17 protein-coding genes are annotated in these 20132 nt (G+C 69.0%); 7 read left to right on the forward strand and 10 right to left on the reverse strand.

Annotation, left to right across the window (positions count from 1 at the left end; genetic code table 11):
• Positions 1-6 precede the first annotated feature (6 nt).
• Positions 7-675, forward strand: coding sequence for a vWA domain-containing protein (locus AC50YC_RS13790; RefSeq protein WP_494954067.1), 669 nt, complete (start codon positions 7-9; stop codon positions 673-675).
• 105 nt (positions 676-780) lie between these two features.
• Here the strand turns inward: AC50YC_RS13790 and AC50YC_RS13795 are convergent, their stop codons facing one another.
• The 3 genes from AC50YC_RS13795 to AC50YC_RS13805 all read right to left on the reverse strand — a co-directional run bounded on the left by AC50YC_RS13795 (position 781) and on the right by AC50YC_RS13805 (position 3651).
• A complete protein-coding gene (locus AC50YC_RS13795) occupies positions 781-2217 on the reverse strand; it encodes a class II fumarate hydratase (protein WP_307459110.1) in 1437 nt (478 codons plus the stop codon).
• 72 nt (positions 2218-2289) lie between these two features.
• Entirely contained in the window at positions 2290-2904 is a 615-nt protein-coding gene (locus AC50YC_RS13800; protein WP_494954068.1) for a carbonic anhydrase, read from the reverse strand.
• 9 nt (positions 2905-2913) lie between these two features.
• Positions 2914-3651, reverse strand: coding sequence for a DUF4245 domain-containing protein (locus AC50YC_RS13805; RefSeq protein ID WP_494954069.1), 738 nt, complete (start codon positions 3649-3651; stop codon positions 2914-2916).
• A 206-nt stretch (positions 3652-3857) separates the two neighbouring features.
• Here AC50YC_RS13805 and glpX point away from each other — a divergent pair, with 206 nt between their 5' ends.
• Positions 3858-4880, forward strand: a complete 1023-nt coding sequence (glpX, locus tag AC50YC_RS13810) for a class II fructose-bisphosphatase (protein ID WP_354173350.1) — start codon at positions 3858-3860, stop codon at positions 4878-4880.
• Positions 4881-4983: 103 nt separating this feature from the next.
• Complete coding sequence (gene galE, locus AC50YC_RS13815; protein ID WP_494954070.1) at positions 4984-5958, forward strand: UDP-glucose 4-epimerase GalE; 975 nt, start codon at positions 4984-4986, stop codon at positions 5956-5958.
• Between the two features lie 217 nt (positions 5959-6175).
• On the opposite strand, the gene AC50YC_RS13820 is transcribed toward galE, so the two are convergent.
• From AC50YC_RS13820 to AC50YC_RS13840, 5 genes are all read right to left on the reverse strand, one after another.
• Positions 6176-7168 carry a lipid II:glycine glycyltransferase FemX gene (locus AC50YC_RS13820; protein ID WP_494954071.1) on the reverse strand — a complete coding sequence of 331 codons (993 nt, stop codon included), beginning with the start codon at positions 7166-7168 and terminating at the stop codon, positions 6176-6178.
• 4 nt (positions 7169-7172) lie between these two features.
• Complete coding sequence (manA, locus tag AC50YC_RS13825) at positions 7173-8465, reverse strand: mannose-6-phosphate isomerase, class I (RefSeq protein ID WP_494954072.1); 1293 nt, start codon at positions 8463-8465, stop codon at positions 7173-7175.
• A 56-nt stretch (positions 8466-8521) separates the two neighbouring features.
• Entirely contained in the window at positions 8522-10168 is a 1647-nt protein-coding gene (locus AC50YC_RS13830) for an LCP family protein (RefSeq protein WP_494954073.1), read from the reverse strand.
• Positions 10169-10178: 10 nt separating this feature from the next.
• Positions 10179-10703 (reverse strand): 5-(carboxyamino)imidazole ribonucleotide mutase, encoded by a 525-nt coding sequence (gene purE, locus AC50YC_RS13835; protein WP_307459415.1) that lies wholly within the window; start codon positions 10701-10703, stop codon positions 10179-10181.
• Positions 10704-10798: 95 nt separating this feature from the next.
• Positions 10799-11947, reverse strand: coding sequence for a 5-(carboxyamino)imidazole ribonucleotide synthase (locus AC50YC_RS13840; RefSeq protein ID WP_494954152.1), 1149 nt, complete (start codon positions 11945-11947; stop codon positions 10799-10801).
• A 299-nt stretch (positions 11948-12246) separates the two neighbouring features.
• On the opposite strand from AC50YC_RS13840, the gene AC50YC_RS13845 reads away from it, so the two are divergent.
• The gene (locus AC50YC_RS13845) at positions 12247-12828 is read left to right on the forward strand and encodes a GtrA family protein (protein ID WP_494954074.1); all 582 of its coding nucleotides are present in this window, start codon (positions 12247-12249) and stop codon (positions 12826-12828) included.
• A gap of 43 nt (positions 12829-12871) precedes the next feature.
• Here the strand turns inward: AC50YC_RS13845 and AC50YC_RS13850 are convergent, their stop codons facing one another.
• On the reverse strand, positions 12872-13576 hold the full coding sequence (locus AC50YC_RS13850; protein ID WP_494954075.1) for a TIGR03089 family protein: 705 nt from the start codon (positions 13574-13576) through the stop codon (positions 12872-12874).
• 349 nt (positions 13577-13925) lie between these two features.
• Here AC50YC_RS13850 and AC50YC_RS13855 point away from each other — a divergent pair, with 349 nt between their 5' ends.
• The 3 genes from AC50YC_RS13855 to AC50YC_RS13865 are packed head-to-tail and all read left to right on the forward strand — an operon-like array spanning position 13926 to position 19496.
• A complete protein-coding gene (locus AC50YC_RS13855) occupies positions 13926-14468 on the forward strand; it encodes a WhiB family transcriptional regulator (RefSeq protein ID WP_494954076.1) in 543 nt (180 codons plus the stop codon).
• Positions 14468-17845: a glycosyltransferase gene (locus AC50YC_RS13860; RefSeq protein WP_494954153.1), complete on the forward strand. Its 3378-nt coding sequence runs from the start codon at positions 14468-14470 to the stop codon at positions 17843-17845. Before AC50YC_RS13855 ends, AC50YC_RS13860 begins: the two co-directional genes overlap by 1 nt.
• On the forward strand, positions 17838-19496 hold the full coding sequence (locus AC50YC_RS13865) for a DUF5719 family protein (RefSeq protein ID WP_494954077.1): 1659 nt from the start codon (positions 17838-17840) through the stop codon (positions 19494-19496). The genes AC50YC_RS13860 and AC50YC_RS13865 overlap by 8 nt, the downstream gene beginning before the upstream one ends.
• Before the next feature lie 19 nt (positions 19497-19515).
• Here AC50YC_RS13865 and AC50YC_RS13870 read toward each other — a convergent pair whose 3' ends face one another.
• Positions 19516-20052, reverse strand: a complete 537-nt coding sequence (locus AC50YC_RS13870) for a metallopeptidase family protein (RefSeq protein WP_494954078.1) — start codon at positions 20050-20052, stop codon at positions 19516-19518.
• Between the last annotated feature and the right edge of the window lie 80 nt (positions 20053-20132).

Here is a 20132-nt window from a genome sequence, read left to right on the forward strand (position 1 = left end):
GGAAGCATGACAGATTCAGCGTTGACGCACGTGTACGTCCTTCTGGACCGCTCCGGATCCATGAGTGCCATTGCCGACGACACCGTGGGAGGATTCGCCGCGTTCGTCCGGGAGCAGCAGTCGGTGCCTGGCCGCTGCCGGCTGTCGCTGGCGCAGTTCGACGACGTCTACGAACGGGTCTACGCCGCCGTGGACATCCGTGAAGTACCGCCGCTGGACCTGCAGCCCCGCGGCTCCACCGCCCTGCACGACGCCATGATCCGGCTGATCGGGGAGGCCGGGGCGGACCTGGCCGCCCTCCCCGAAGAGCAGCGCCCCGGAACGGTGCTGGTGGCGGTACTGACCGACGGCCACGAGAACGCTTCGAGGGAAGCGACGGGCCCCATGGTGAAAGCCCTCGTGGAGCGGCAGCAGAGCCAGTGGGGCTGGCAGTTCACCTACCTGGGCGCCAACCAGGACGCCGTGCTGACGGCGGAGGGGCTGGGAATCCGGGCCGACGACGCGCTGACCTACGCGGCCGGCAAGGTGGATGCGGCCTTTTCCGGGCAGTCGGCCAAGACGCGCAGGCTGCGGGAGGCCCGCCTGGCCGGTGCCAGCATGGCGGATGCCGCTGCTGCGGCGGCCTACACCGCCGAGGAGCGACGGGCCGCCGGGGGAGCGGTGACACCGCCGTAATCTCCCGGCAGCAAACAGAACGGCGGCCGGCACCTTTCGCTGGAAAGGCGCCGGCCGCCGTCGGACACTGCCGCGCCCAGGGGCCGCGGCGGCTGGAGCCGGGTGCTAGGCCTTGTGCGGCGGACGGGTCATGGACATAACGTCCAGGGCCGTGTCCAGCTGCTCCTCGGTCAGTTCGCCGCGTTCCAGGAAGCCCATCGCCACCACGGTTTCGCGGATGGTGAGGCCCTCGGCCACGGCCTTCTTGGCGATCTTTGCGGCGTTCTCGTAGCCGATGAACTTGTTCAGCGGCGTGACGATCGAGGGGGACGCCTCGGCCAGGTAGCGGGCGCGCTCGACGTTCGCGGTGATGCCGTCGATCATCTTGTCGGCCATGACGCGGCTGGTGTTGGCCAGCAGGCGCACGGATTCGAGCAGGTTGGCGGCCATCACGGGGATGCCGACGTTGAGCTCGAATGCGCCGTTGGTGCCGGACCAGGCGATGGCGGTGTCGTTGCCGATGACCTGGGCGCAGACCATGATGGACGCCTCACAGATCACCGGGTTGACCTTGCCGGGCATGATCGAGGACCCCGGCTGCAGGTCCGGGATCGCGATTTCGCCGAGGCCGGTGTTGGGGCCGGAGCCCATCCAGCGCAGGTCGTTGTTGATCTTCATGAAGGAGATCGCGATATTGCGGAGCTGGCTCGAGGCCTCGATCAGGCCGTCACGGTTGGCCTGGGCCTCGAAGTGGTCGCGGGCCTCGGTCAGCGGCAGCCCGGTGTCGGCGGCGAGCAGTTCGATGACGCGCTCCGGGAAACCGGCGGGGGTGTTGATGCCGGTGCCGACGGCGGTGCCGCCGAGCGGAACTTCAGCGACGCGGGGGAGGGAAGCGTTGATGCGCTCGACGCCGTAGCGGACCTGCGCGGCGTAGCCGCCGAACTCCTGGCCGAGCGTCACCGGGGTGGCATCCATGAGGTGGGTGCGGCCGGACTTTACGACGTCCTTGAACTCGACGGCCTTGCGCTCCAGGGACTCCGCGAGGTAGCCCAGTGCCGGGATCAGGTCGTTGATCAGCGCGGACGTGGCGGCCACGTGGACCGAGGTGGGGAAAACATCGTTGGAGGACTGCGAAGCGTTGACGTGGTCATTGGGGTGGACCACCTTGTCGCTGCCGGCGGCCTTGAGCGCGCGGGTTGCCAGTTCGGCAAGGACCTCGTTGGTGTTCATGTTGGACGAGGTACCCGAGCCGGTCTGGAAAACGTCGATCGGGAAGTCGCCGTCGTACTTCCCGGTGGCGACCTCATCGGCAGCGTCCGCAATCGCCTGGGCGAGCTCGCCGTCGAGCACTCCCAGTTCTGCGTTGGCCTGCGCTGCGGCCTTCTTGACCCGGGCGAGGGCTTCGATGTGGGCGCGTTCCAGGGTCTTGCCGGAGATCGGGAAGTTCTCGACGGCACGCTGCGTCTGGGCACGGTACAGAGCGTTCACGGGGACCCGGACTTCGCCCATCGTGTCGTGTTCAATGCGGAACTCTTCGGTGTTCAACTCTTCTGTGGAAGTCATGGGGCTAGCTTATTGGGCGGAGGCGTCCCATCGAAAACCGTGAAGTGCTTGCTACCCGGCAGCGGCAGGAACCTAGAGCTCACCGATCCCGGAAACGACGTCCGCCCTGCCGTCGGCCAGGCTGTAGGCGAGGCCGATCACCGCTGCCCGGCCGCCCTCGACTGCCTCAGAAATCACCCGCGAGCTGTCCACGAGCCGCTGCGACGTCTGCTTGACGTTCTCCACCACCATGTCGTTGACGTCGCTCTGGTTGTTACGCAGCGAGGTCAACACCGACGGCGTAATGCGCTCGACGAGGCTCCGCATAAAGCCCACGGGCATCTGTCCGGTTTCCACGGCGTTCTTGGTGGCCGTGACCGCGCCGCAGCTGTCGTGCCCGAGGACCACGATCAGCGGGACAGCGAGAACGCTGACGCTGTATTCGAGCGAGCCGAGGACGGCGTCGTCGATCACCTGACCGGCCGTGCGGACGACGAAGGCGTCCCCGAGGCCCAGATCGAAGATGATCTCAGCGGCCAGCCGGGAATCCGAGCAGCCGAAGATCACCGCGAAAGGGTGCTGGTTCTCCACGAGGGAGGATCGGCGGGACGCGTCCTGGTTGGGATGCGACGATTCGCCGGAAACGAAGCGTTCGTTGCCTTCGCGGAGGCGACGCCAGGCAAGGGCAGGGGTGAGATAAGTGGCCACGGCCCTACTTTACGGTGACGGGGCGGGGGAGGGTGAAACTGTTGCGTCCGCGGTGCTTCCGGGTGACGCTGTGCCGGACTTGCTCTCGAGGTCCATGACCACCGCTGCGGCCAATGCCGTGAATTCGTCCAGCTGGGCGGATCCGGTCAGGATCACCGTGGTACCGGCGGCGTCGGCGAGCACCATGCTCTTCTCGCCCTTGCCGGTGTCGCGGAGCTCCCAGTCGCGGCCCCCGGCGCTGCGGGTGCCGGTCACGGGCGCACTCTTCACCTGCTGCAGCAGCCAGGTGGGATTGGACTGCCGGGACTGCACCAGGCCGATGAAGGACTCCCTGGGGGTGAGGTAGCCGACCTCCCAGGTCGGGACGCCGCTGCCCGTCCCGGATTCCCACCGGGCGTAATTTGCGCGGAATGTGTCGCCGGTATCAGGGGCAGCCGGTGTGAATCCCGCCACATCGGCTGCGTTCTGCGCCACGGCGCTGACATTGATGTTCGGCCGGTAGCCGTCAGTCTTGGGTGACGGGTTCATCAGGACGATCGGCAGGAAAGCGGCGATGCTCAGGACCAGCGCGATGATCATGCCAATCACCGATGCGTTCGCGCGTTTCGCCGCTCCGGCGCTCAGGACGGGCTTGACGGGCGGCTGGCCGGCCGCGCCGGCTGCTTCCCGGCCGGCGGTGCCGGCAGGCGAAGCGGGGGCAGCGGGGGGCGTTTCCTGCAATTCACTCACCCCTCTATAGTCGCCCATTCCGGGCCGATCTCACATTCGGTAGTGCCGGGCGGGCCGGGGGCGGGCAGTTCACGGAACGGTCAATCCAAGACGCAGCTTTCCACCGCGACTATGATCAGTACCAGACGAGATCACAAACTAAGAATCACCGCGACGGATCGATCCTGTCCGCACGGCTTCAATGATCGCCACTCGAAGAAGAGGTTCCCGTGACACCACCGCCAATGACCCAGAAGTACTCCACGCTTTCGCCGTCCCTCGCCGTCGGCATCGACGAGCCGGACCGCAACCTTGCTCTGGAACTGGTCCGCGTCACCGAAGCCGCCGCCATCGCCGGCGGCCACTGGGTTGGGTTCGGGGACAAGAACAAGGCCGACGGCGCCGCCGTTGACGCCATGCGTTCGTTCCTCCAAACCGTCCACTTCAACGGTGTTGTTGTGATCGGCGAAGGCGAAAAAGACGAAGCCCCGATGCTCTTCAACGGAGAGCACGTAGGTGACGGCACCGGCCCCGAGTGCGACGTCGCCGTCGACCCGATCGACGGAACCCGGCTGACCGCCCTGGGCATCAACAACGCCCTGGCCGTCCTCGCCGTTGCCGAGCGCGGCTCCATGTTCGACCCCTCCGCGGTCTTCTACATGGAGAAGCTTGTGACCGGTCCGGAAGCCGCCGACATGGTCGACTTGCGCCTGCCGGTGAAGCAGAACCTCCACCTGATCGCCAAGGCCAAGGGCGTCAAAGTCAACCAGCTCAACGTGATGATCCTGGACCGCGACCGGCACCGCCCGCTCGTTGAAGAGATCCGCGAAGCCGGTGCACGGACCAAGTTCATCATGGACGGTGACGTCGCCGGCGCCATCGCCGCGGCCCGCTCGGGCACCGGCGTCGACGCCCTGATGGGCATCGGCGGAACGCCGGAAGGCATCGTCACCGCCTGCGCCATCAAGTCCCTCGGCGGCGTCATCCAGGGCCGCCTCTGGCCCACCAGCGACGACGAGAAGCAGAAGGCCATCGACGCCGGCCACGACCTGGACCGGGTGCTGTCGACCAACGACCTCGTCTCCAGCGACAACTGCTACTTCGCCGCCACAGGCATTACCGACGGCGACCTGCTCAAGGGTGTGCGCTACTCCAAGGACAAGGTCCTCACGCAGTCCATCGTGATGCGTTCCAAGTCCGGGACCATCCGCTTTGTGGATGGCGAGCACCAGGCCAGCAAGTGGGAAGGCTACGCCCGGAAGGGTTAGCAGCTTCCCGCTAAAGGACACCCGGATCCCGGGGCGCGTTTCGCGCCCCGGGATCCGTCGTTTCCAAGCCGCTGGGCAGGCAGGCGTTGGGTAGGGTGGAACCATGACATGGCTTGTAACAGGTGGCGCAGGATATATCGGTTCTCACGTGGTTTCCGCTCTGCGCGGGGCCGGGATGCAGGCGGTGGTGGTTGATTCGCTCTCCAGCGGGCACCGAGAGTTCGTCCCGGACGATGTTCCGTTTGTGCACGGCACCATCCTCGACTCGGAACTTGTGGCCCGCACCATGCTGGACCACGGCGTGACCGGGGTGATCCACCTCGCCGGCTTCAAATACGCCGGCGTTTCCGTCCAGGAGCCGCTGCTCACCTACGAGCAGAACGTCACCGGCACGGCAGAACTGCTGAAGGCCATGGAACTCGCCGAGGTCGACAAACTCGTCTTCTCGTCCTCCGCCGCCACTTACGGCACCCCCACCGGGGACATCGTCACCGAAGACACCCCGACTCAGCCGGAATCCCCCTACGGCGAGAGCAAACTGATCGGCGAATGGCTGATCCGGGACCAGGGCAGGGCGCGGGGACTGAAACACACCTCGCTGCGCTACTTCAACGTAGTTGGCTCCGGCTCACCCGAGCTCTACGACACGAGCCCGCACAACCTCTTCCCGATCGTGCTCCGCGCCCTGACCGCAGGGAAGACCCCGCGCATCAACGGCATCGACTACAACACTGCCGACGGCACCTGCGTGCGCGACTACGTGCACGTGGCCGACCTGGCGACCTCCCACGTCGCGGCAGCCCAGGCCCTCGCCGCCGGCACACCGCTGGAACGCGTCTATAACCTTGGTTCCGGCGATGGGCTCTCCGTCCGCCAGATCATGACGGCGATGGCCACGGTCACCGGAATCGACTTCGAGCCGGAGATCGGGCCCCGCCGGGCGGGCGACCCGGACCGGATCGTGGCCGACGGCTCCCTGGCCGCACGCGACCTGGACTGGAAGATGCGGCACTCCGTCGAGGACATGGTCGCCAGCGCGTACGAAGCGCAGAAGAAAGCCGCCTCCGCCGGAGACTAGGGCTCCCTCCCGGGGGGACATGCCCAGCGCTCACGCCCAGGACTGGACATAGTGGCTCCATGTCCACCCGCCGGGGCTGAGGAGGAGCATGTCCAGCGGCCGGGATTAGGACTGCGCTGCCACTGCGGGACATGCCCAGTGCTCACGCCCAGGAATGGACATAGGGGGTCTATGTCCACCGGCCGGGGCTGAGGAGGTGCATGTCCGGTGGGAAGGGCTAGCGGCGGAGGGCGCCGCGCAGCCGGGCGGGCAGTTTCCGGGCCGCTGTGACGCCGCGGCGGGCGGCCTGCGCAGCCTTCCTGGCCAGCTGGTACCCGTTGTAGCGCAGCTTCTGCACGGGCAGGTCCCAGGTTCCGGGGTAAGCGACTTCGCGCCCGCCGAAGGACTTTTTGAAGGAAGTGAACCCTGCCCATTTGTGGTCGGGCTGGTCCGCGGGTGCCACGCCCCAGAGATCCACGTGCTGCAGGCCCTTGTCCTTGGCGTCGGCCATCAGGGTGACCAGCAGCGGGATCCCGGCGCTGAGCTTCCGGTGTGCGTCATCCAGGGCGGCGTGGGCATAGGTGCGGGTGTCCCCGGAGTCGTATGCGAGGGCGGCGGCGATCGGCTCGCCCTCGAGTTCGGCGATAAAGAGTGTCGCGGCACCGGCCGGCATCAGTGAGCGGGCGACCTGGGTGAGATAGTCGTCGCTCTGCGGTTTGAAACCGTTGCGCGCCGCTGTCAGGTGCAGGAATCCCAGCAGGACCGAGATCTCCGACGGGTCCTGGCTGGAGCGGAACGTCACGCCCTTTTTGTGGATGTTCCGGTACAGGTTGCGGTTCACCGGCTTCATGTCCGCCAGGACGTCCTTGAACTCCCGGTCCAGGTCCACGATCCAGCTGATTTCCGGCTGCTGGTTGGCCGGGGCGGGCCGGAGGCCGCGTGTACGCAGGACCGCGCCGGCGTCGGCGGCCGTGAAGCGGGCGTCGACCGGTTCGACGCGGACAAAGACGGCCCCGCAGCTGCGGGCCAGATCCGTCAGCGCCGCCAGGGCGCCGTCGAACGCGGCCAGGGAAGCGGCCACCGGGCCGTAGGGTGCGTAGAGCAGTTTCCCTGCCGGGTTGCTTTCCTCGATGGCCAGGAAGCTCCAGCCGGGGCCCGAGCGCTCGTGCACGGTCCGCCCCAGGGAGCGTTGGAAGTCAGCCCACGCGGGGCCCTGCAGGAAGTGGTCCACGGTCTCAGGCTTTCAGGGCGGTGGTGACGGCGAAGGCGAGGGCGGTCCCGGTGGCACCGGCGGCGGCGTGTGCATTGACCGGAGCCTCGGCCGCGGGCAGGAAGGCGCTTGCGCCGCGATCCAGCCGCAGTTCGCCCTTGGGGGAGTCCAGGAGCACCGATCCGGAGACCACGATGATGACCGCGGCTCCCGACTGCGCCAGCGGGACGGGCTCCGCGCCCGGTTCGAGCTCGACGCGCTGCAGCTGGAATTCCCGGAACGGCGGCCGGAAAACCTCCTGTCCCAGCATCGTCGTCTCGGGGCTGAGCATCGGCACGCCGACGGCCTCAAAGGAGACGGTGCGCAGCAGCTGCGGCACGTCCACGAACTTCGGGGTCAGCCCGCCGCGCAGCACGTTGTCCGAGGAAGCCATGACCTCGACGCCGAGACCGTGCAGGTAGGCGTGGACATTGCCGGCCGGCAGGTAGACGGCCTGGCCCGGCGCCAGCGAGATCCGGTTGAGCAGCAGTGAGATCAGCACGCCCGGATCGCCGGGGTACTGCGCGTTGAGCGTCACAACGGTGGACAGCTCCGCCTGGTACGGGGCCGTCGGGGCGCCGGAGATGAGGGCAGCCACAATCGCGGCCGTCGCCTCCGCGACGTCCTCGCCGCCGGAGATCAGCCGCTCAAAGGCCGAACGGAGGGCCGTGGGCTCATCGTTCTGCGCCAGGTCCTCCAGCAGCAGCGGAACGAGCGGCGGAAGTTCCAGTCCGGCCAGCTCAAAATCGGCCACCAGCACCTGGAAGACGGCGCGGGAGTCTGCGGCCGGCCGGAAGCCGCACAGCGCCTCGAACGGTGTCAGCGCCAGGATCATCTCCGGCTTGTGGTTCTCGTCCTTGTAATTGCGTTCCGCAGCCGCCCGGTCGATTCCGGCAGCCTCCTCGCGGGCGAACCCCTCCCGGGCCTGCTCGAGGGTCGGGTGCACCTGGAGGGAGAGGGGGCTGTCGGCGGCCAGGACCTTGAGCAGGAAAGGAAGCCGGGGGCCGAACTCGGCCACGCTGTCGCTGCCCAGATGGTGCTCCGGATCCTCCGCGATCAGCGCATCCAGGGCCTGTCGTCCGCCGTCGTCAGCGACCGCGGCGTGGGCGCCCGTCGACCCGGCACCGGCCTGACTGAGTGCCACCGAGGGGGAGTCCGGGTGCGCGCCGATCCACAGCTCCGCCTCCGGCCCGCCGGACGCCGCCCTGCCGAGGAGCCCGGCGATGGCTGTGGTGGAACCCCAGGCATACGGCCGGAGGACATTGTCGAGTTCGTACACTGCCGGGTGTCCCTATCTGTTACGGAAGGCTGCTGGGAAAGACTGGTCGGAAGGAACTACAGCGGCGCGCACTGGCCGTTGGTGGCCACCAGATTGCGGATCGACTGTTCGTCGCCGTTGCGCTTGAACTGGTTGAGCATTTCCACGGTGATCAGCTCGCCGTCCGGCGTGTGGGTCACCGGGGTGAAGTCCGACGGCGACGGCGCGGGCTGGGTGCCGGGCTGGGCGAGGGGCAGCGCACCGGCAGCCGACAGCGGTCCGGGTGCCGGCTCCTGCTGGCGGATACCATCTTCGGCGGGGCCCGCCTCAGGGGCGGGTCCGAGCAGCGCATCGACCTTTTGGTGGATCTGGTCGAAGTCCGGGACCGTGGAGAAGGACGCGTCGAAGTCGGGCGGCCCGATGGTCAGCCGCCTCATTTCCTGGCCCTTGGCCTTCATCGCGAGGTCCACGAAGCTGCCGAGCTGGCCGGCGGAGACGTTGGAGTCCACCACCTTGGTGCCGGCGCTGGCGATGTCCTCGAACTTGGCCAGCAGGGTGGCCGGATCCAGTTGCTTCAGCATGGCCTGCTGGACACACTGCTGGCGCTGGATGCGGGCGTAGTCGTCGACGAATTCGCGCGAGCGGCCGTACCAGAGCGCGTGATAGCCATCGAGCGTCTGCTCGCCGGCGCGGATCCAGCCGAGCGGCATGCCGTGGATGCCGTTGGCCTCATCCACCATGTCGCCGCTGAGCGGAACCCAGCCGCCGGCCTTGATCCGGATGCCGCCCATGGCGTCAATGAGTTTGGCGAAGCCCTCCATGTCGACCAGCACATAGGCCTGGACCTTGATGCCCAAGGTCCCGGACACGGCCTCCATCGTGGCCTGCGCGCCCGGGTCGGCAACGCCGGGGTAGAGGTCCTGGTGTTCGTTGGTGACCTCGGTGTTGATGGCGTTGATGAGGCATTCGTCGCCGCAGTCGTAGCCGTCAGGGTAAAGCGCGCGCATCGGGGAGTCCTCGCTGAACTGCGCGTTCTGCAGGTTGCGGGGCACCGAGATGATGGCGGTCGCGCCGGTCTTGGCATCGACGCTGATGACTGAGAGGCTGTCGGGCCGGCGGCCGGTGCGGTCCGCCCCGGCGTCGCCGCCCATCATCAGGAAGTTGTACCGGCCCTCCGAGGGCTCCATCGTCGGTCCGTTGGAGAAGATGTTGCCGATGGCATCGCGGCTGACGTTGAGCAGGTAGGCGGCGTAGCCGAGCGAACCGCTGCTGAGGATCATGGCCAGCACCAGGGCGACCACGACGGCGGGGCGCACCCCGGGCGCCAGCAGCACGGGACGGATCAGCCGCAGGGTGTTAAGGAAGAGGGCGGCCCAGCCGATCGCCAGCGCCACCAGGCCGATGACCAGCAGCAGTGAGGTGATCGGGTTGGTGACCAGGTTGATCAGCGTTGACCGGGATGCCAGGAGGAGCACTGCCGCGAGGATGGCCAGCGCCCAGACGGTGAGGGTGACACGCAGAGCCATCCGCCCGAGCCGCCGGTTGCCGGCGACAATCTGGGCACTGCCGGGCACCAGCAGTGTCATCAGGACCAGCAGGAAGGCGCGCTTGGTCAGGACCGGCGCGCCTGCTCCCGAGGGATACCGGACGGGATCTGTGGCGGACGGTGCAGACGTCCGGTTCCGCGGCGAAGGCTGGCGGGAGGGGGCATAACTGTTGGTCATCTGGCGATCCCTAACGGCTGCCCCGGGTGACGACGTTTGCGTCCGCGAAGACTTCGCTCACCTTGCGCCGCAGATTTGCGCCCTTTCGGGTGGCGACGTCGTTGAGCTCCTGGGCGAAGTTTACCAGTTCGGCGCGGAGCTGGGCGGCCAGCGGATCCGTCCCGGAGGCCAGCATGCGCACTGCCAGCAGGCCGGCGTTCCGTGCCCCGCCGATGGACACGGTCGCGACCGGAACCCCGGCGGGCATCTGGACGATGGAGAGCAGGGAGTCCATGCCGTCGAGGGTCTTGAGCGGCACCGGGACGCCGATGACCGGCAGCGGCGTGACGGAGGCGAGCATGCCCGGCAGGTGCGCGGCGCCGCCGGCGCCGGCAATGAGGACACGCAACCCGCGCTCATGGGCCGTCTGGCCGTAACGGATCATTTCCAGCGGCATACGGTGCGCCGAGACGACATCGGCCTCAAAGGGGATGCCGAATTCGGCGAGGGCTTCGGCAGCAGCCTCCATCACGGGCCAGTCGGAGTCCGAGCCCATCACGAGCCCGACGATCGGGGCATCGGCCCCGGCGTCCGCCGTTGCCGGGAACCGGGCGTCCGTGGGCCGGGCCGTGCTGCTGCTGTTGCTGCTGCTCATGCGTTCTCCTCGTGTGCTCCCGCTGGGGTGCGGGACTGGGCCCTGCCGTTCCGGATGATGTTGGCGACCGTGGTGGCGCGTTCGCGCACCGAGTCGACGTCGGCCACGGAGCCGCCGACGAGGTTGACGTGGCCGATCTTCCGGCCCGGCCGGACGGCCTTGCCGTAGCAGTGGACCTTCGCGGCGGGTTCGCTGGCGAGGGCTGCGGGAAAGGCGGAGAACAGATTCTGGTTGTCGCCGCCCAGGAAGTTCTTCATCACCACGACCGGTCCCAGCAGGTCCGTGGCGCCAAGCGGCAGGTTGAGGATGGCCCGGAGGTGCTGTTCAAACTGGCTGGTCACCGAGCCGTCCTGGGTCCAGTGGCCGGTGTTGTGCGGCCGCATGGCGAGTTCGTTGATCAGGAAGCCTGCTCCGACGCCGGGGGTTTCGAACAGCTCCACGGCCATCACCCCCGTGACGCCGAGTTCACTGGCGATCCGGAGGGCAGCGTTCTCGGCCGCGGCAGCGACCTCGAGCGGGATGTCCAGCGCAGGGGCGATGACTTCGTCGCAGACGCCGTCGACCTGGATCGTGTGCACCACGGGCCAGGCCCGTGCCTCCCCGTCCGGTGTCCGTGCCACCAGGGCTGAGAGTTCGCGGCTGAAGTCCACCTTGGCCTCCGCGAGCAGCGGGGACATCGCCTCGAACCAGTCCGCAGTGTCGGCGGCGTCCGCCGCGGAGTCCACGATCCGCACGCCCTTGCCGTCGTAGCCGCCGCGCGGGGTTTTCAGGACGACCGGCCAGCCGATGTCCTCGCCGAAGGCGACCAGCCCGGCGACGTCGTCGACGGCGGCCCAGCGCGGATTGGGCAGCTCCAGCCTGTCAATGGCCGCCCGCATCACGAGTTTGTCCTGGGCGTTGACCAGCGCGTCCGGTCCGGGATGGACGTTCACGCCGGCGCGCTGCAGGGACCGGAGGTGTTCGGTGGGGACGTGCTCGTGGTCGAAGGTCAGCACGTCCAGGCCGCGGGAGAACTCCAGGAGATGGTCCAGGTCGGTGTAGTCACCGACCGGGGCATTGGCCACGGCTGAGACGGCTGAGACGTCCTCACCTTCGGCAAGGACGCGGAGCTCGAAGCCCAGGGCGGTGGCCGCGGGGGCCATCATTCGGGCGAGCTGGCCGCCGCCAACTACACCGATCACAGGAAAAGTCACATGTCCCAGCCTACCGAAAACCTCGCCATATCCCGGCTTTTGGACGTCCCGGTGCGGGGTCCGGGCGGCCACGGGCCCCTTTTCCGGCAGCGTTGGCGATGGCAGCCCCCGACTTTTGACCGGCGTCCTGCCGGCTTCTGAGCTGTGCAGTTGCTGCCGTCGGACCGGTGCCCGGGGCGCGCCCCCGGCAATCGGCGCTAAAATGGGCCGTTGGCCCACTGGCCGACAGTTCAAGAAGGCCACGGAGGGTCATGATTACTACACTCAGCGAGCGCTTGCGCGGGCTCGCCTCGCTCTTCTGGCGCGAAGTGGCCAAGTTCGGTGCGGTGGGCGGCGTTGCGTTCATCATCGATAACGGACTCACGTACTACCTGATGCACGGTCCGATGACCGACAGCGAGGCCAAGGCCCGCTTTGTCGGCGCCAGCATCGCGACGGTCTTCTCCTGGATTGCGAACCGCTTCTGGACCTTCCGCCACCGCCGCCAGGACAACGTGCTCCGCGAGTTCGGGATGTTCATCCTGATTAACGGCATCGGCATCGGCATCTCCACGGGATTCACCGCCCTCGCCAAGTACGGCTTCGGCGTCACGGACAAGAACATGCTGTTCGCCGCCGGGATCGTTGGCATCCTGGTCGCGACGGTGGTGCGCTTCTTCGCCTACCGCTTCCTGGTCTTCAATAAGGAACTCGACGAAGAGCCGGAGTTCTCGCACGACCACGAAATCATCGAACGGCACCCGCACACGCAACCCGGCTCCGCCGTCAAGCGCAGTCCCGCCGTCAAGGATCCCGCCGTCAAGAACTCTGAACGTCCGGGGCCACCGGCCTAGGGGGAGCCGGCAGGCTCCCACCCGGTTCAGCTGCACCCCCGGCTCAGCTGCCGTTGATGCGCTCGTCCGCGAGCAGCTTCTCCGTCACCGTGACGTCCGGGTGTACCAGCACCACTGAACCGTCGCTCTTCCAGGCGCCCAGGCACTGGGCCAGGGCGGGCTCCAGGCCGTCCCCGGCGGTCACCAGCAGCCGTACCCCTTCGTCGTGCGCGGCCGCGAAGCCGTCCAGCAGGTCCCCGTGGGTGTGTTCCGTCCCTGCGGCAGCCGTGACCGCACGCCGTGACGCTTCCGGATCCACGTGCGGCATAAAGACGTCCCCGTGGGAGCGCACCTCGGCGGCGTAGTCCACGACGCCGGTGGGCAGCTCGCCCTGCCAGCGCATTGCCAGCGCCGGCAGCGCCACGGCCAGGACGGCGTCGAAAGCCCCTTGCGCCGCCCCGGGGCCCGGCTCGCCGGTGGCCAGCAGCTCGGCCCCGGCATCGTCGAACACGACCTCCATGCCGAGCTGCCAGGCGGCGAGAGCGAGGATCACGGACTTCCAGTGGGCCGGCAGATCCAGCCGCAACCGCGTCCCGGGTTCGGCGTCGAGCTCGTCCTGCAAAAGGTTGCTGGTCTTCGCCACCCAGTTGTCCAGCACCCGTCCGGAGAGCTCAACCCGCTCGGACTCCGGTCCGTACCAGGTAAGCCGGGGGGAGGTGGAGTGGCCGGAACGCAGGGCTGTCATCAGGTCGATTGCCGGGATACTCATGGATTCATCTTGCCACGGCGGCCACGGGTGTGATCTCCGCCATAGGTAGCCTGGTGCCGGTCGGCAGGTATCCTGCAACGCGCCGGGAAGTTCCCCGGAAATTCAGCTAAATTTTTCAAAAGTGCTCAGCACCCTGATTATTTCGCGCAATCTCCGGGGTATTGCGCGAAAATCCCGGGCGTGGCGTGCCTCCGCTTTGGGCCTCACGTTGATTATTATCTCCGCCGCGGCTTGACTGAAGGATACTTACACACGTGTAATTAGGTATCGAAGGCCGATGTGCGGAAACCGAAACTCAACCGAGTGTCCACGGGTCAGGCAAAGGCTGCAAAATCAGAGAGGAACGCCAATGGGGCTAGCAGAGCGTATCCATGAAGAGGCCGTCGTTGCTGGGCAGGCCACGGCCAAATACCGTTCACGCGGTGTGCCGAGCGACTGGTATGTCGATCCGGCCGATCCGGACGCGGCGGACCGCTACAACGAACACACCAAAGACACACTGCAGGACCAGGCGACCGCCTTCCTCGCGGCGCACGACGAACTCCTGTCAGGTCCGGACCAGGACAACGATCTTAACGATCCGCCGATGGAACTCCAGACCCTCCACGCGGGCACCACCACGCAGCCGGTATGGATCGGATTGCCCTCCCAGCAGGACTTCGACGACGAAGGCGAGCTGGGCTGGCAGACGGACGCGCTGTGCGCCCAGACCGACCCGGAGGCATTCTTCCCCGAGAAGGGTGGCTCCACCCGCGACGCCAAGAAAGTCTGCGGGGCGTGCAACGTGCGCTCGCAGTGCCTGGAATACGCCCTGTCCAACGACGAGCGTTTCGGCATCTGGGGTGGCCTCTCCGAGCGCGAGCGGCGCCGGCTTAGGAAGCGAGCGATCTAATTCTTCAGGAAGTACGAGTCACCGCCGTCGTGGTTTCCCACGACGGCGGTGACTTTCTCCCCAGGACCCTCACGGCGCTGGCGGCTCAAAGCCGGCCCGCGGACACCTGCATCGGGGTTGACACCGGTTCCCGTGACCATTCGGCGACACTCCTCGAACAGGCCTTCGGCACCGCCAACGTCACCGTTTTCGAGCAGGCCCGCAGTGGCATGGGCGCCGCCGTGCAGGCAGGCCTCAGTGCCCTCGCCCCGTGGGACGGCGCCGGCAGGTCCGGTAAGGGTGCAGCCGGCCGCGCGGTCGACTGGATCTGGCTGCTCCATGACGACGCCGCCCCCGCGCCCGAGGCCCTCGCCGAGCTGCTCCGCGCCGTCGAACGCGCGCCGTCGGTCACGGTGGCGGGCTGCAAGCAGCTGGACTGGCACTCCGAGCGCCGGCTGATCGACGTCGGACTCTCCACCAGCCGCTGGGCCGAGCGGCTGACCCTCATCGAGGCCGACGAGCTCGACCAGGGACAATACGACGGACGCAGCGACACCTTTGCGGTCAACTCCGCCGGCATGCTGGTCCGCCGCGACGTCTGGGAGGAGCTTGGCGGCTTCGACCCGGCCCTGCCGGGGAGCGGTGACGACGTCGACTTCTGCTGGCGCAACCGGCTGTCCGGACACCGGGTCGTGGTGGTCCCCAGCGCCAGGATGTTCCACGTCTCGCACCGCCCGCACGCCCTCGGCAACGCGGCCGCGGCCCGCAAGGCCCAGGTGCATCTGCGGCTCAAGCACGCCCCCGCCTGGAAGGTGCCGCTGCACGCGGCCGGAGCCCTGCTGGGCAGCATCTTCAAGCTGGTCCTGAGTATCGCGGTCAAGGATCCGGGGCACGGTTTCTCGCAGCTCCTGGCCACATTCGGTGCACTCTCACGTCCCGCGGCCGTGGCCCGGGGCCGGCGTAACGCTGCCCGGACGCGCCGCATCCGGCGTTCCGTCATCAAGGGGCTGCAGACCCCGAGGCGTGAGGTCTGGGCGCACCGCCGCTCACTGATGGAAGCCCTTGGGGCGGATGATTCCGGGGAAAACCCGGGCGGAGACGACCTGCTGGCCGAACAGCCCACCGGCGACTCGGCGGACGACTTCGCCGCACTGACCACCTCCGAGCGGGGCTGGGTGGGCAACGGCGCGCTGCTCGCCATCCTGCTCACCACCGCGGCCTCCGTGATCGGCCTGCTGAGCCTGTTCCGGGCCGACGCTGTCGCCGGCGGCGCGATTATTCCGCTCTCGCTGCGGCTGGGCGAGATCTGGAACCATGCCTCCGGCTGGTGGAGCACTCTCGGCGCAGGCCTTCCCGGCCACGGCGACCCCTTCGGCTACGTGCTGTGGGCCCTCGGTGTGCTCGGCGGCGGCAACGCCAACAGCGCCATTGGCGCACTGCTTATCCTGGCCATGCCGCTCTCCGCGCTCGGCGCCTGGTTTGCCGCCGGTGCGCTCACGCAGCGCCGCCGGCTCCGGCTGGCCGCCGCGCTCCTCTGGGCCGCAGCGCCTGCCCTGCAGGTGGCGCTCAACCAGGGACGCGTCGGCGCCCTGGTCGCCCACGTCATGATGCCGCTGCTGGTGCTGGCCCTGCTGCGGGCCACCGGCACTGCCGCCGGACGCGGGCGGTACGCCGTGCCCGCCCCCGGCGAGCGGCGGTTCACCGAAGCGCCTCCGGTGAAACCCGGCATCAACGGCACCCCCTCCTGGACCGCGGCCGCCGCGGCCGGGCTGGCGCTGGCCGTCGTGACCGCGGCGGCGCCCTCGCTGCTGCTGCCCGGCGTTGTGCTGGTGGCACTGTGCGGCACGCTCCTGGGCCGTCGCGGCCGCACCGTGTGGTGGGCACTGCTCCCCACCCTGGCGTTGTTCGTGCCGTTCCTGGCCTCCACCATCGACCGTCCCCGCGCCCTGCTCGCAGACCCCGGCCTGCCGCTGGGCTTTGATGCGGCACCGCTGTGGCAGCAGGTCCTGGGCCAGCCGCTGCGCTTCGCGGCCGACGGCGGCCTCACCGGCCTTCCGGTGTTCGGGGCAGAGTCCGCCGTGCCGTGGGCACTCCTGCTCGCCCTGCTGATCGGACTGCCCGTCCTGCTCCTGGCCGTGGCTGCCCTGTTCCTGCCGGGCCGTCCACCCCGGATTGCCCGCGCCCTCTGGACCGCGGCACTGCTGCTGCTGTCCGGCGGCTGGCTCAGCAGCCAGGTCGCCACCGGGGTCAGCGCCGACGTCCTGGTCACTCCCTTCACCGGACCGGCCGTGTCGGCCGCGGCCTTTGCCCTCCTGGGGGCGTCCCTTCTCGGCGCGGCCGGCCTGCTGGACTCCGCCGACCGGGCCGCCGCCGCAACGACGGGCCGCAGGATCCTGATCCGCGGCATCGCTGTCACCGCCATGATCCTGCTCCTGGCCGGACCGGTGGCCGGCCTGACGGTGTGGGCCGCGCAGAACGTCCTGCCGCACTCCGCGCCGGCTGCCGGAGCGCCAGGCACGGATTCCCTGGGTGCCAGCAAGCTGGTGCGGCCGGCCGAGCCCCGGACCCTCCCCGCAACGGCCATCGACCGCGGCGAGGGGCCGGAACAGTCCCGCACCCTCATCATCTCCACCGGTGAAAACGGCACGTTTGACGCCGCGCTCATGCGCGGCGCCGGTACCACCCTGGACTCCCTGTCCACGATTGCCGCCGCCCGCCCGATCATGGGGGAGCCGGGCCAGGAGACGGTCCGTGACGACGATGCCGTCGTGGCCTCGCTGCGCAACGTTGTGGCCACCATCGTGGCCGGCCAGGGCGTCGATCCCCGTGCCGAGCTCGAGCAGCTCGGCGTCGGATTCGTGGTCCTGCGGTCCGTCGACACCGCGGCCCAGCTGACCGCCAGCCGGATGGACGCCGTCCCCGGCCTCGTCGGCGTCGGCAAGACCGACGTCGGCTGGCTCTGGCGGATCAGCCCCCTGAACCAGCCCGTCATCGAGGCCGCCGCCGTCGCGCACCGCGTGCGGATCGTCGACGGTGCGGGCGCAACGGTCGGGCTGGTCCCGTCCCAGGCGGTGTCCGCCGACGCCGCGGTGCCCGCCGGGCCGGAAGGACGCCTCGTGGTGCTGGCCGAACGCGCCGATCCCGGCTGGAGCGCCTGGCTCGACGGCCGCCGTCTCACCGCCACCACCTCCGGCTGGGCGCAGGCCTTCACCCTGCCCGCCGAGGGCGGGCAGTTCAGTCTCCGCTACGAAGCTCCCTGGGCCATCTGGACGGGCGTTGCCCAGGCTGTCGTCATTGGCCTGACCGTCCTGCTGGCCATCCCCATGCCTGCCCGTCGGCCGAATACCGGCCTCTCCAGGGACGAGGGCTCCCTGCGTAAGGAACATCAACATGCCTAGGGACGACTTCCCCGACGAATCCGCCAACGACGCCCCAGCCGTGCCGCTGCTCCCGGAGCTACCTGGGCGTGCGCGCGCACGGCGGCTGGGCGGCGTCCTCGCCGCCGTCGTCCTCGTCGCTGCCGGCGGCGGACTCGTGTCCGCCACGGCGCTGACTCCGCAGGGCCCCGGCAGCAGCCGGCCCATCGCGGCACCCCTGGCGGCGGTTCCCGCGGGCAGCAGCGTCGGCGTCTGCCCGGGCCCGGCCCGGCTCCTCGAGGGCGCCCCCGTGGGCACCGATCCGCAGTTCAGCCCGGAGTCCGCCACCGCCAGGAGCGACGTCAACGCCCTGGTGCTGGGCTCCAGTGCAGGTGTCCTGCCCGGCAGCAGGCTCGCCTCGCTGACCGGCAGCACCCTGGTGGAACTTGCCAAAGCCGCCCCGGCGTCCGAAAGCCCGGCCACGCCCAGGCCCTCGGCTGCCGCGCCGCTGGCCGGTATCGTGTCCCAGCAGGGTGTCGACGACGTGGCCGTCCTGAGCGCCGACGCCGAGGCGGACCGCCAGCCCTCCGCGGGCGCCGTCATGCGCTACACCGCCGAGGACGGCGACCTCCGTGGTTCGGCGGCCGCAGCCTGCCAGCAACCCGGCAATGACCTCTGGCTAGTCGGTGCGAACACCGCGCTCGGCCGGACGGCCGTGCTGAAGCTCAGCAACGCTTCCAGCAGCCCTGCCACGGTCAGCCTCGAACTCTTCGGCGCCGACGGCCTGATCCAGGCCCCGGGCAGCCGGGGACTCCTCGTCGCGCCCGGCACCACCCGCTCCGTGATCCTTGCCGGCCTTGCCCCGGGGCAGGAGCGGCTCAGCGTCCGGGTCCGCAGCGCCGGCGGGCCGGTGGCCGCACACATCCAGCAAAGCGTGTTGCGGGGACTGATGCCCGGCGGCGTCGAGTTCATCGCCCCGGCCACCGCACCGGCCCTGCGCCAAGTGATCTCCGGCGTCGACATCCAGGACCCCGCCGGCCTGGCGGGGCTCACCGGCCAGTCCGGCTACGCGGATGCCGGACCGGCCCTGCAGCTCACGGTGCCGGGTTCCGCCGATGCCGTGATCGCGGTCAAGGTCTTCGGACGGGACGGCCAGAAGGCCCTGCCCGGCGGTGGAGTGGTCACGGCGAAGGCCGGATCCGTCACCGAGGTCCCGCTCTCCGGCGTGCCGGCCGGGCCCTACACCGTGTCCGTCAGCTCGGACGTTTCCTTCACCGCGGCAGCCCGCGTCACCAGGGGACTCAAGGCCGAGGACGCCTCCGACTTCGCGTGGTCACCGGCCTCGGCGCGGCTGGGGAGCCAGCACGTCGTTCCGGTCCCCGGCTCAGGTGACCGCTACCTTATTTTCGGTGCTCCCGAGGGCCGGGCCACTATTACCTACACCCCGGTCACGGCGGACGGCAAGATCCACGCGGCCGCGGCCGCCGACATCGCCGGCGGCACCACAGCGTCCATCAGGATCGCGTCCGACGTCGAGGGCTCGCCGCTGGTTGGCTACCTCGTGTCCGCCGCAGGGGATCCCGCCTATGGGGCGGTCCTGCTGCAGCAGGACGGCAAGCAGGACATCTCAACGGTCGCCATTGCCCCCGGGGCGGCGGGCCAGGAGCAGGTCCCAGTCACGCTCAGCTACTGACCGTTTCCAGGAAGCGGCCCTAATAGCGACGGCGGTAGACAGGATCGAGTGACTCGGGCGGCACGCCCAGCATCTCGGCCGTGTACTCCACCACCACGTCATGGACCAGGTCCTGGAGTTCCTCGCGGCTGCCGCAGGCCTGCTCGACGACCCGGCGGTAAAGGGTGATCACCGGTCCCTCCTCCGCGGTGGCGGGGGAGTAAGAGCCCATGGGGGAAGGAGCGCGGTCCGCCACGAGCTGCTCCAGCCCCGGCGGAATCTCGTCGACGGCGAACCGGACCCCGTCCAGCGGCTTGCCCCAGATGTCGTGCAGCCGCTCGGCCGAGTCCAGGACAAAGTCGTCGAAACGATCCGAGCGGGTGCGGTAACCGGGCAGCGTCGGCAGCATCAGCTCGCCCCGTAGCCCGCGGCCATGCCGGTTCCTCCGCCGCTGGCGGAAGCCCCGCGGCACCGTGGTGCCGCCCGAACCGCCCGCGGTAACCGCGGCGTCGTGACGTCCGGTGCCGGTTTCAGCCAAGCGGACCGTAAAACCCGGATCTTGGTGCGATGACTGCATATCTCGACTCTAAACCCGGCGAATGGTTTACGCGATACGGAACGTCCGACCCGCCGTCAGCGTGCCGTGCGGTGCCCGGC

This window comes from Pseudarthrobacter sp. MDT1-56 (genome assembly GCF_059383555.1).

What these genes read in the sequence shown, in the direction of transcription:
- AC50YC_RS13795 (WP_307459110.1), bottom strand. Translation starts at nt 2,217, where the DNA reads ATGACTTCCACAGAAGAGTTGAACACCGAAGAGTTCCGCATTGAACAC.
- AC50YC_RS13790 (WP_494954067.1), top strand. Translation starts at nt 7, where the DNA reads ATGACAGATTCAGCGTTGACGCACGTGTACGTCCTTCTGGACCGCTCC.
- glpX (WP_354173350.1), top strand. Translation starts at nt 3,858, where the DNA reads ATGACCCAGAAGTACTCCACGCTTTCGCCGTCCCTCGCCGTCGGCATC.
- AC50YC_RS13855 (WP_494954076.1), top strand. Translation starts at nt 13,926, where the DNA reads ATGGGGCTAGCAGAGCGTATCCATGAAGAGGCCGTCGTTGCTGGGCAG.
- purE (WP_307459415.1), bottom strand. Translation starts at nt 10,703, where the DNA reads ATGGGCTCGGACTCCGACTGGCCCGTGATGGAGGCTGCTGCCGAAGCC.
- galE (WP_494954070.1), top strand. Translation starts at nt 4,984, where the DNA reads ATGACATGGCTTGTAACAGGTGGCGCAGGATATATCGGTTCTCACGTG.
- AC50YC_RS13805 (WP_494954069.1), bottom strand. Translation starts at nt 3,651, where the DNA reads ATGGGCGACTATAGAGGGGTGAGTGAATTGCAGGAAACGCCCCCCGCT.
- AC50YC_RS13830 (WP_494954073.1), bottom strand. Translation starts at nt 10,168, where the DNA reads ATGACCAACAGTTATGCCCCCTCCCGCCAGCCTTCGCCGCGGAACCGG.
- AC50YC_RS13850 (WP_494954075.1), bottom strand. Translation starts at nt 13,576, where the DNA reads ATGAGTATCCCGGCAATCGACCTGATGACAGCCCTGCGTTCCGGCCAC.
- AC50YC_RS13840 (WP_494954152.1), bottom strand. Translation starts at nt 11,947, where the DNA reads ATGATGGCCCCCGCGGCCACCGCCCTGGGCTTCGAGCTCCGCGTCCTT.
- AC50YC_RS13865 (WP_494954077.1), top strand. Translation starts at nt 17,838, where the DNA reads ATGCCTAGGGACGACTTCCCCGACGAATCCGCCAACGACGCCCCAGCC.
- AC50YC_RS13845 (WP_494954074.1), top strand. Translation starts at nt 12,247, where the DNA reads ATGATTACTACACTCAGCGAGCGCTTGCGCGGGCTCGCCTCGCTCTTC.
- AC50YC_RS13870 (WP_494954078.1), bottom strand. Translation starts at nt 20,052, where the DNA reads ATGCAGTCATCGCACCAAGATCCGGGTTTTACGGTCCGCTTGGCTGAA.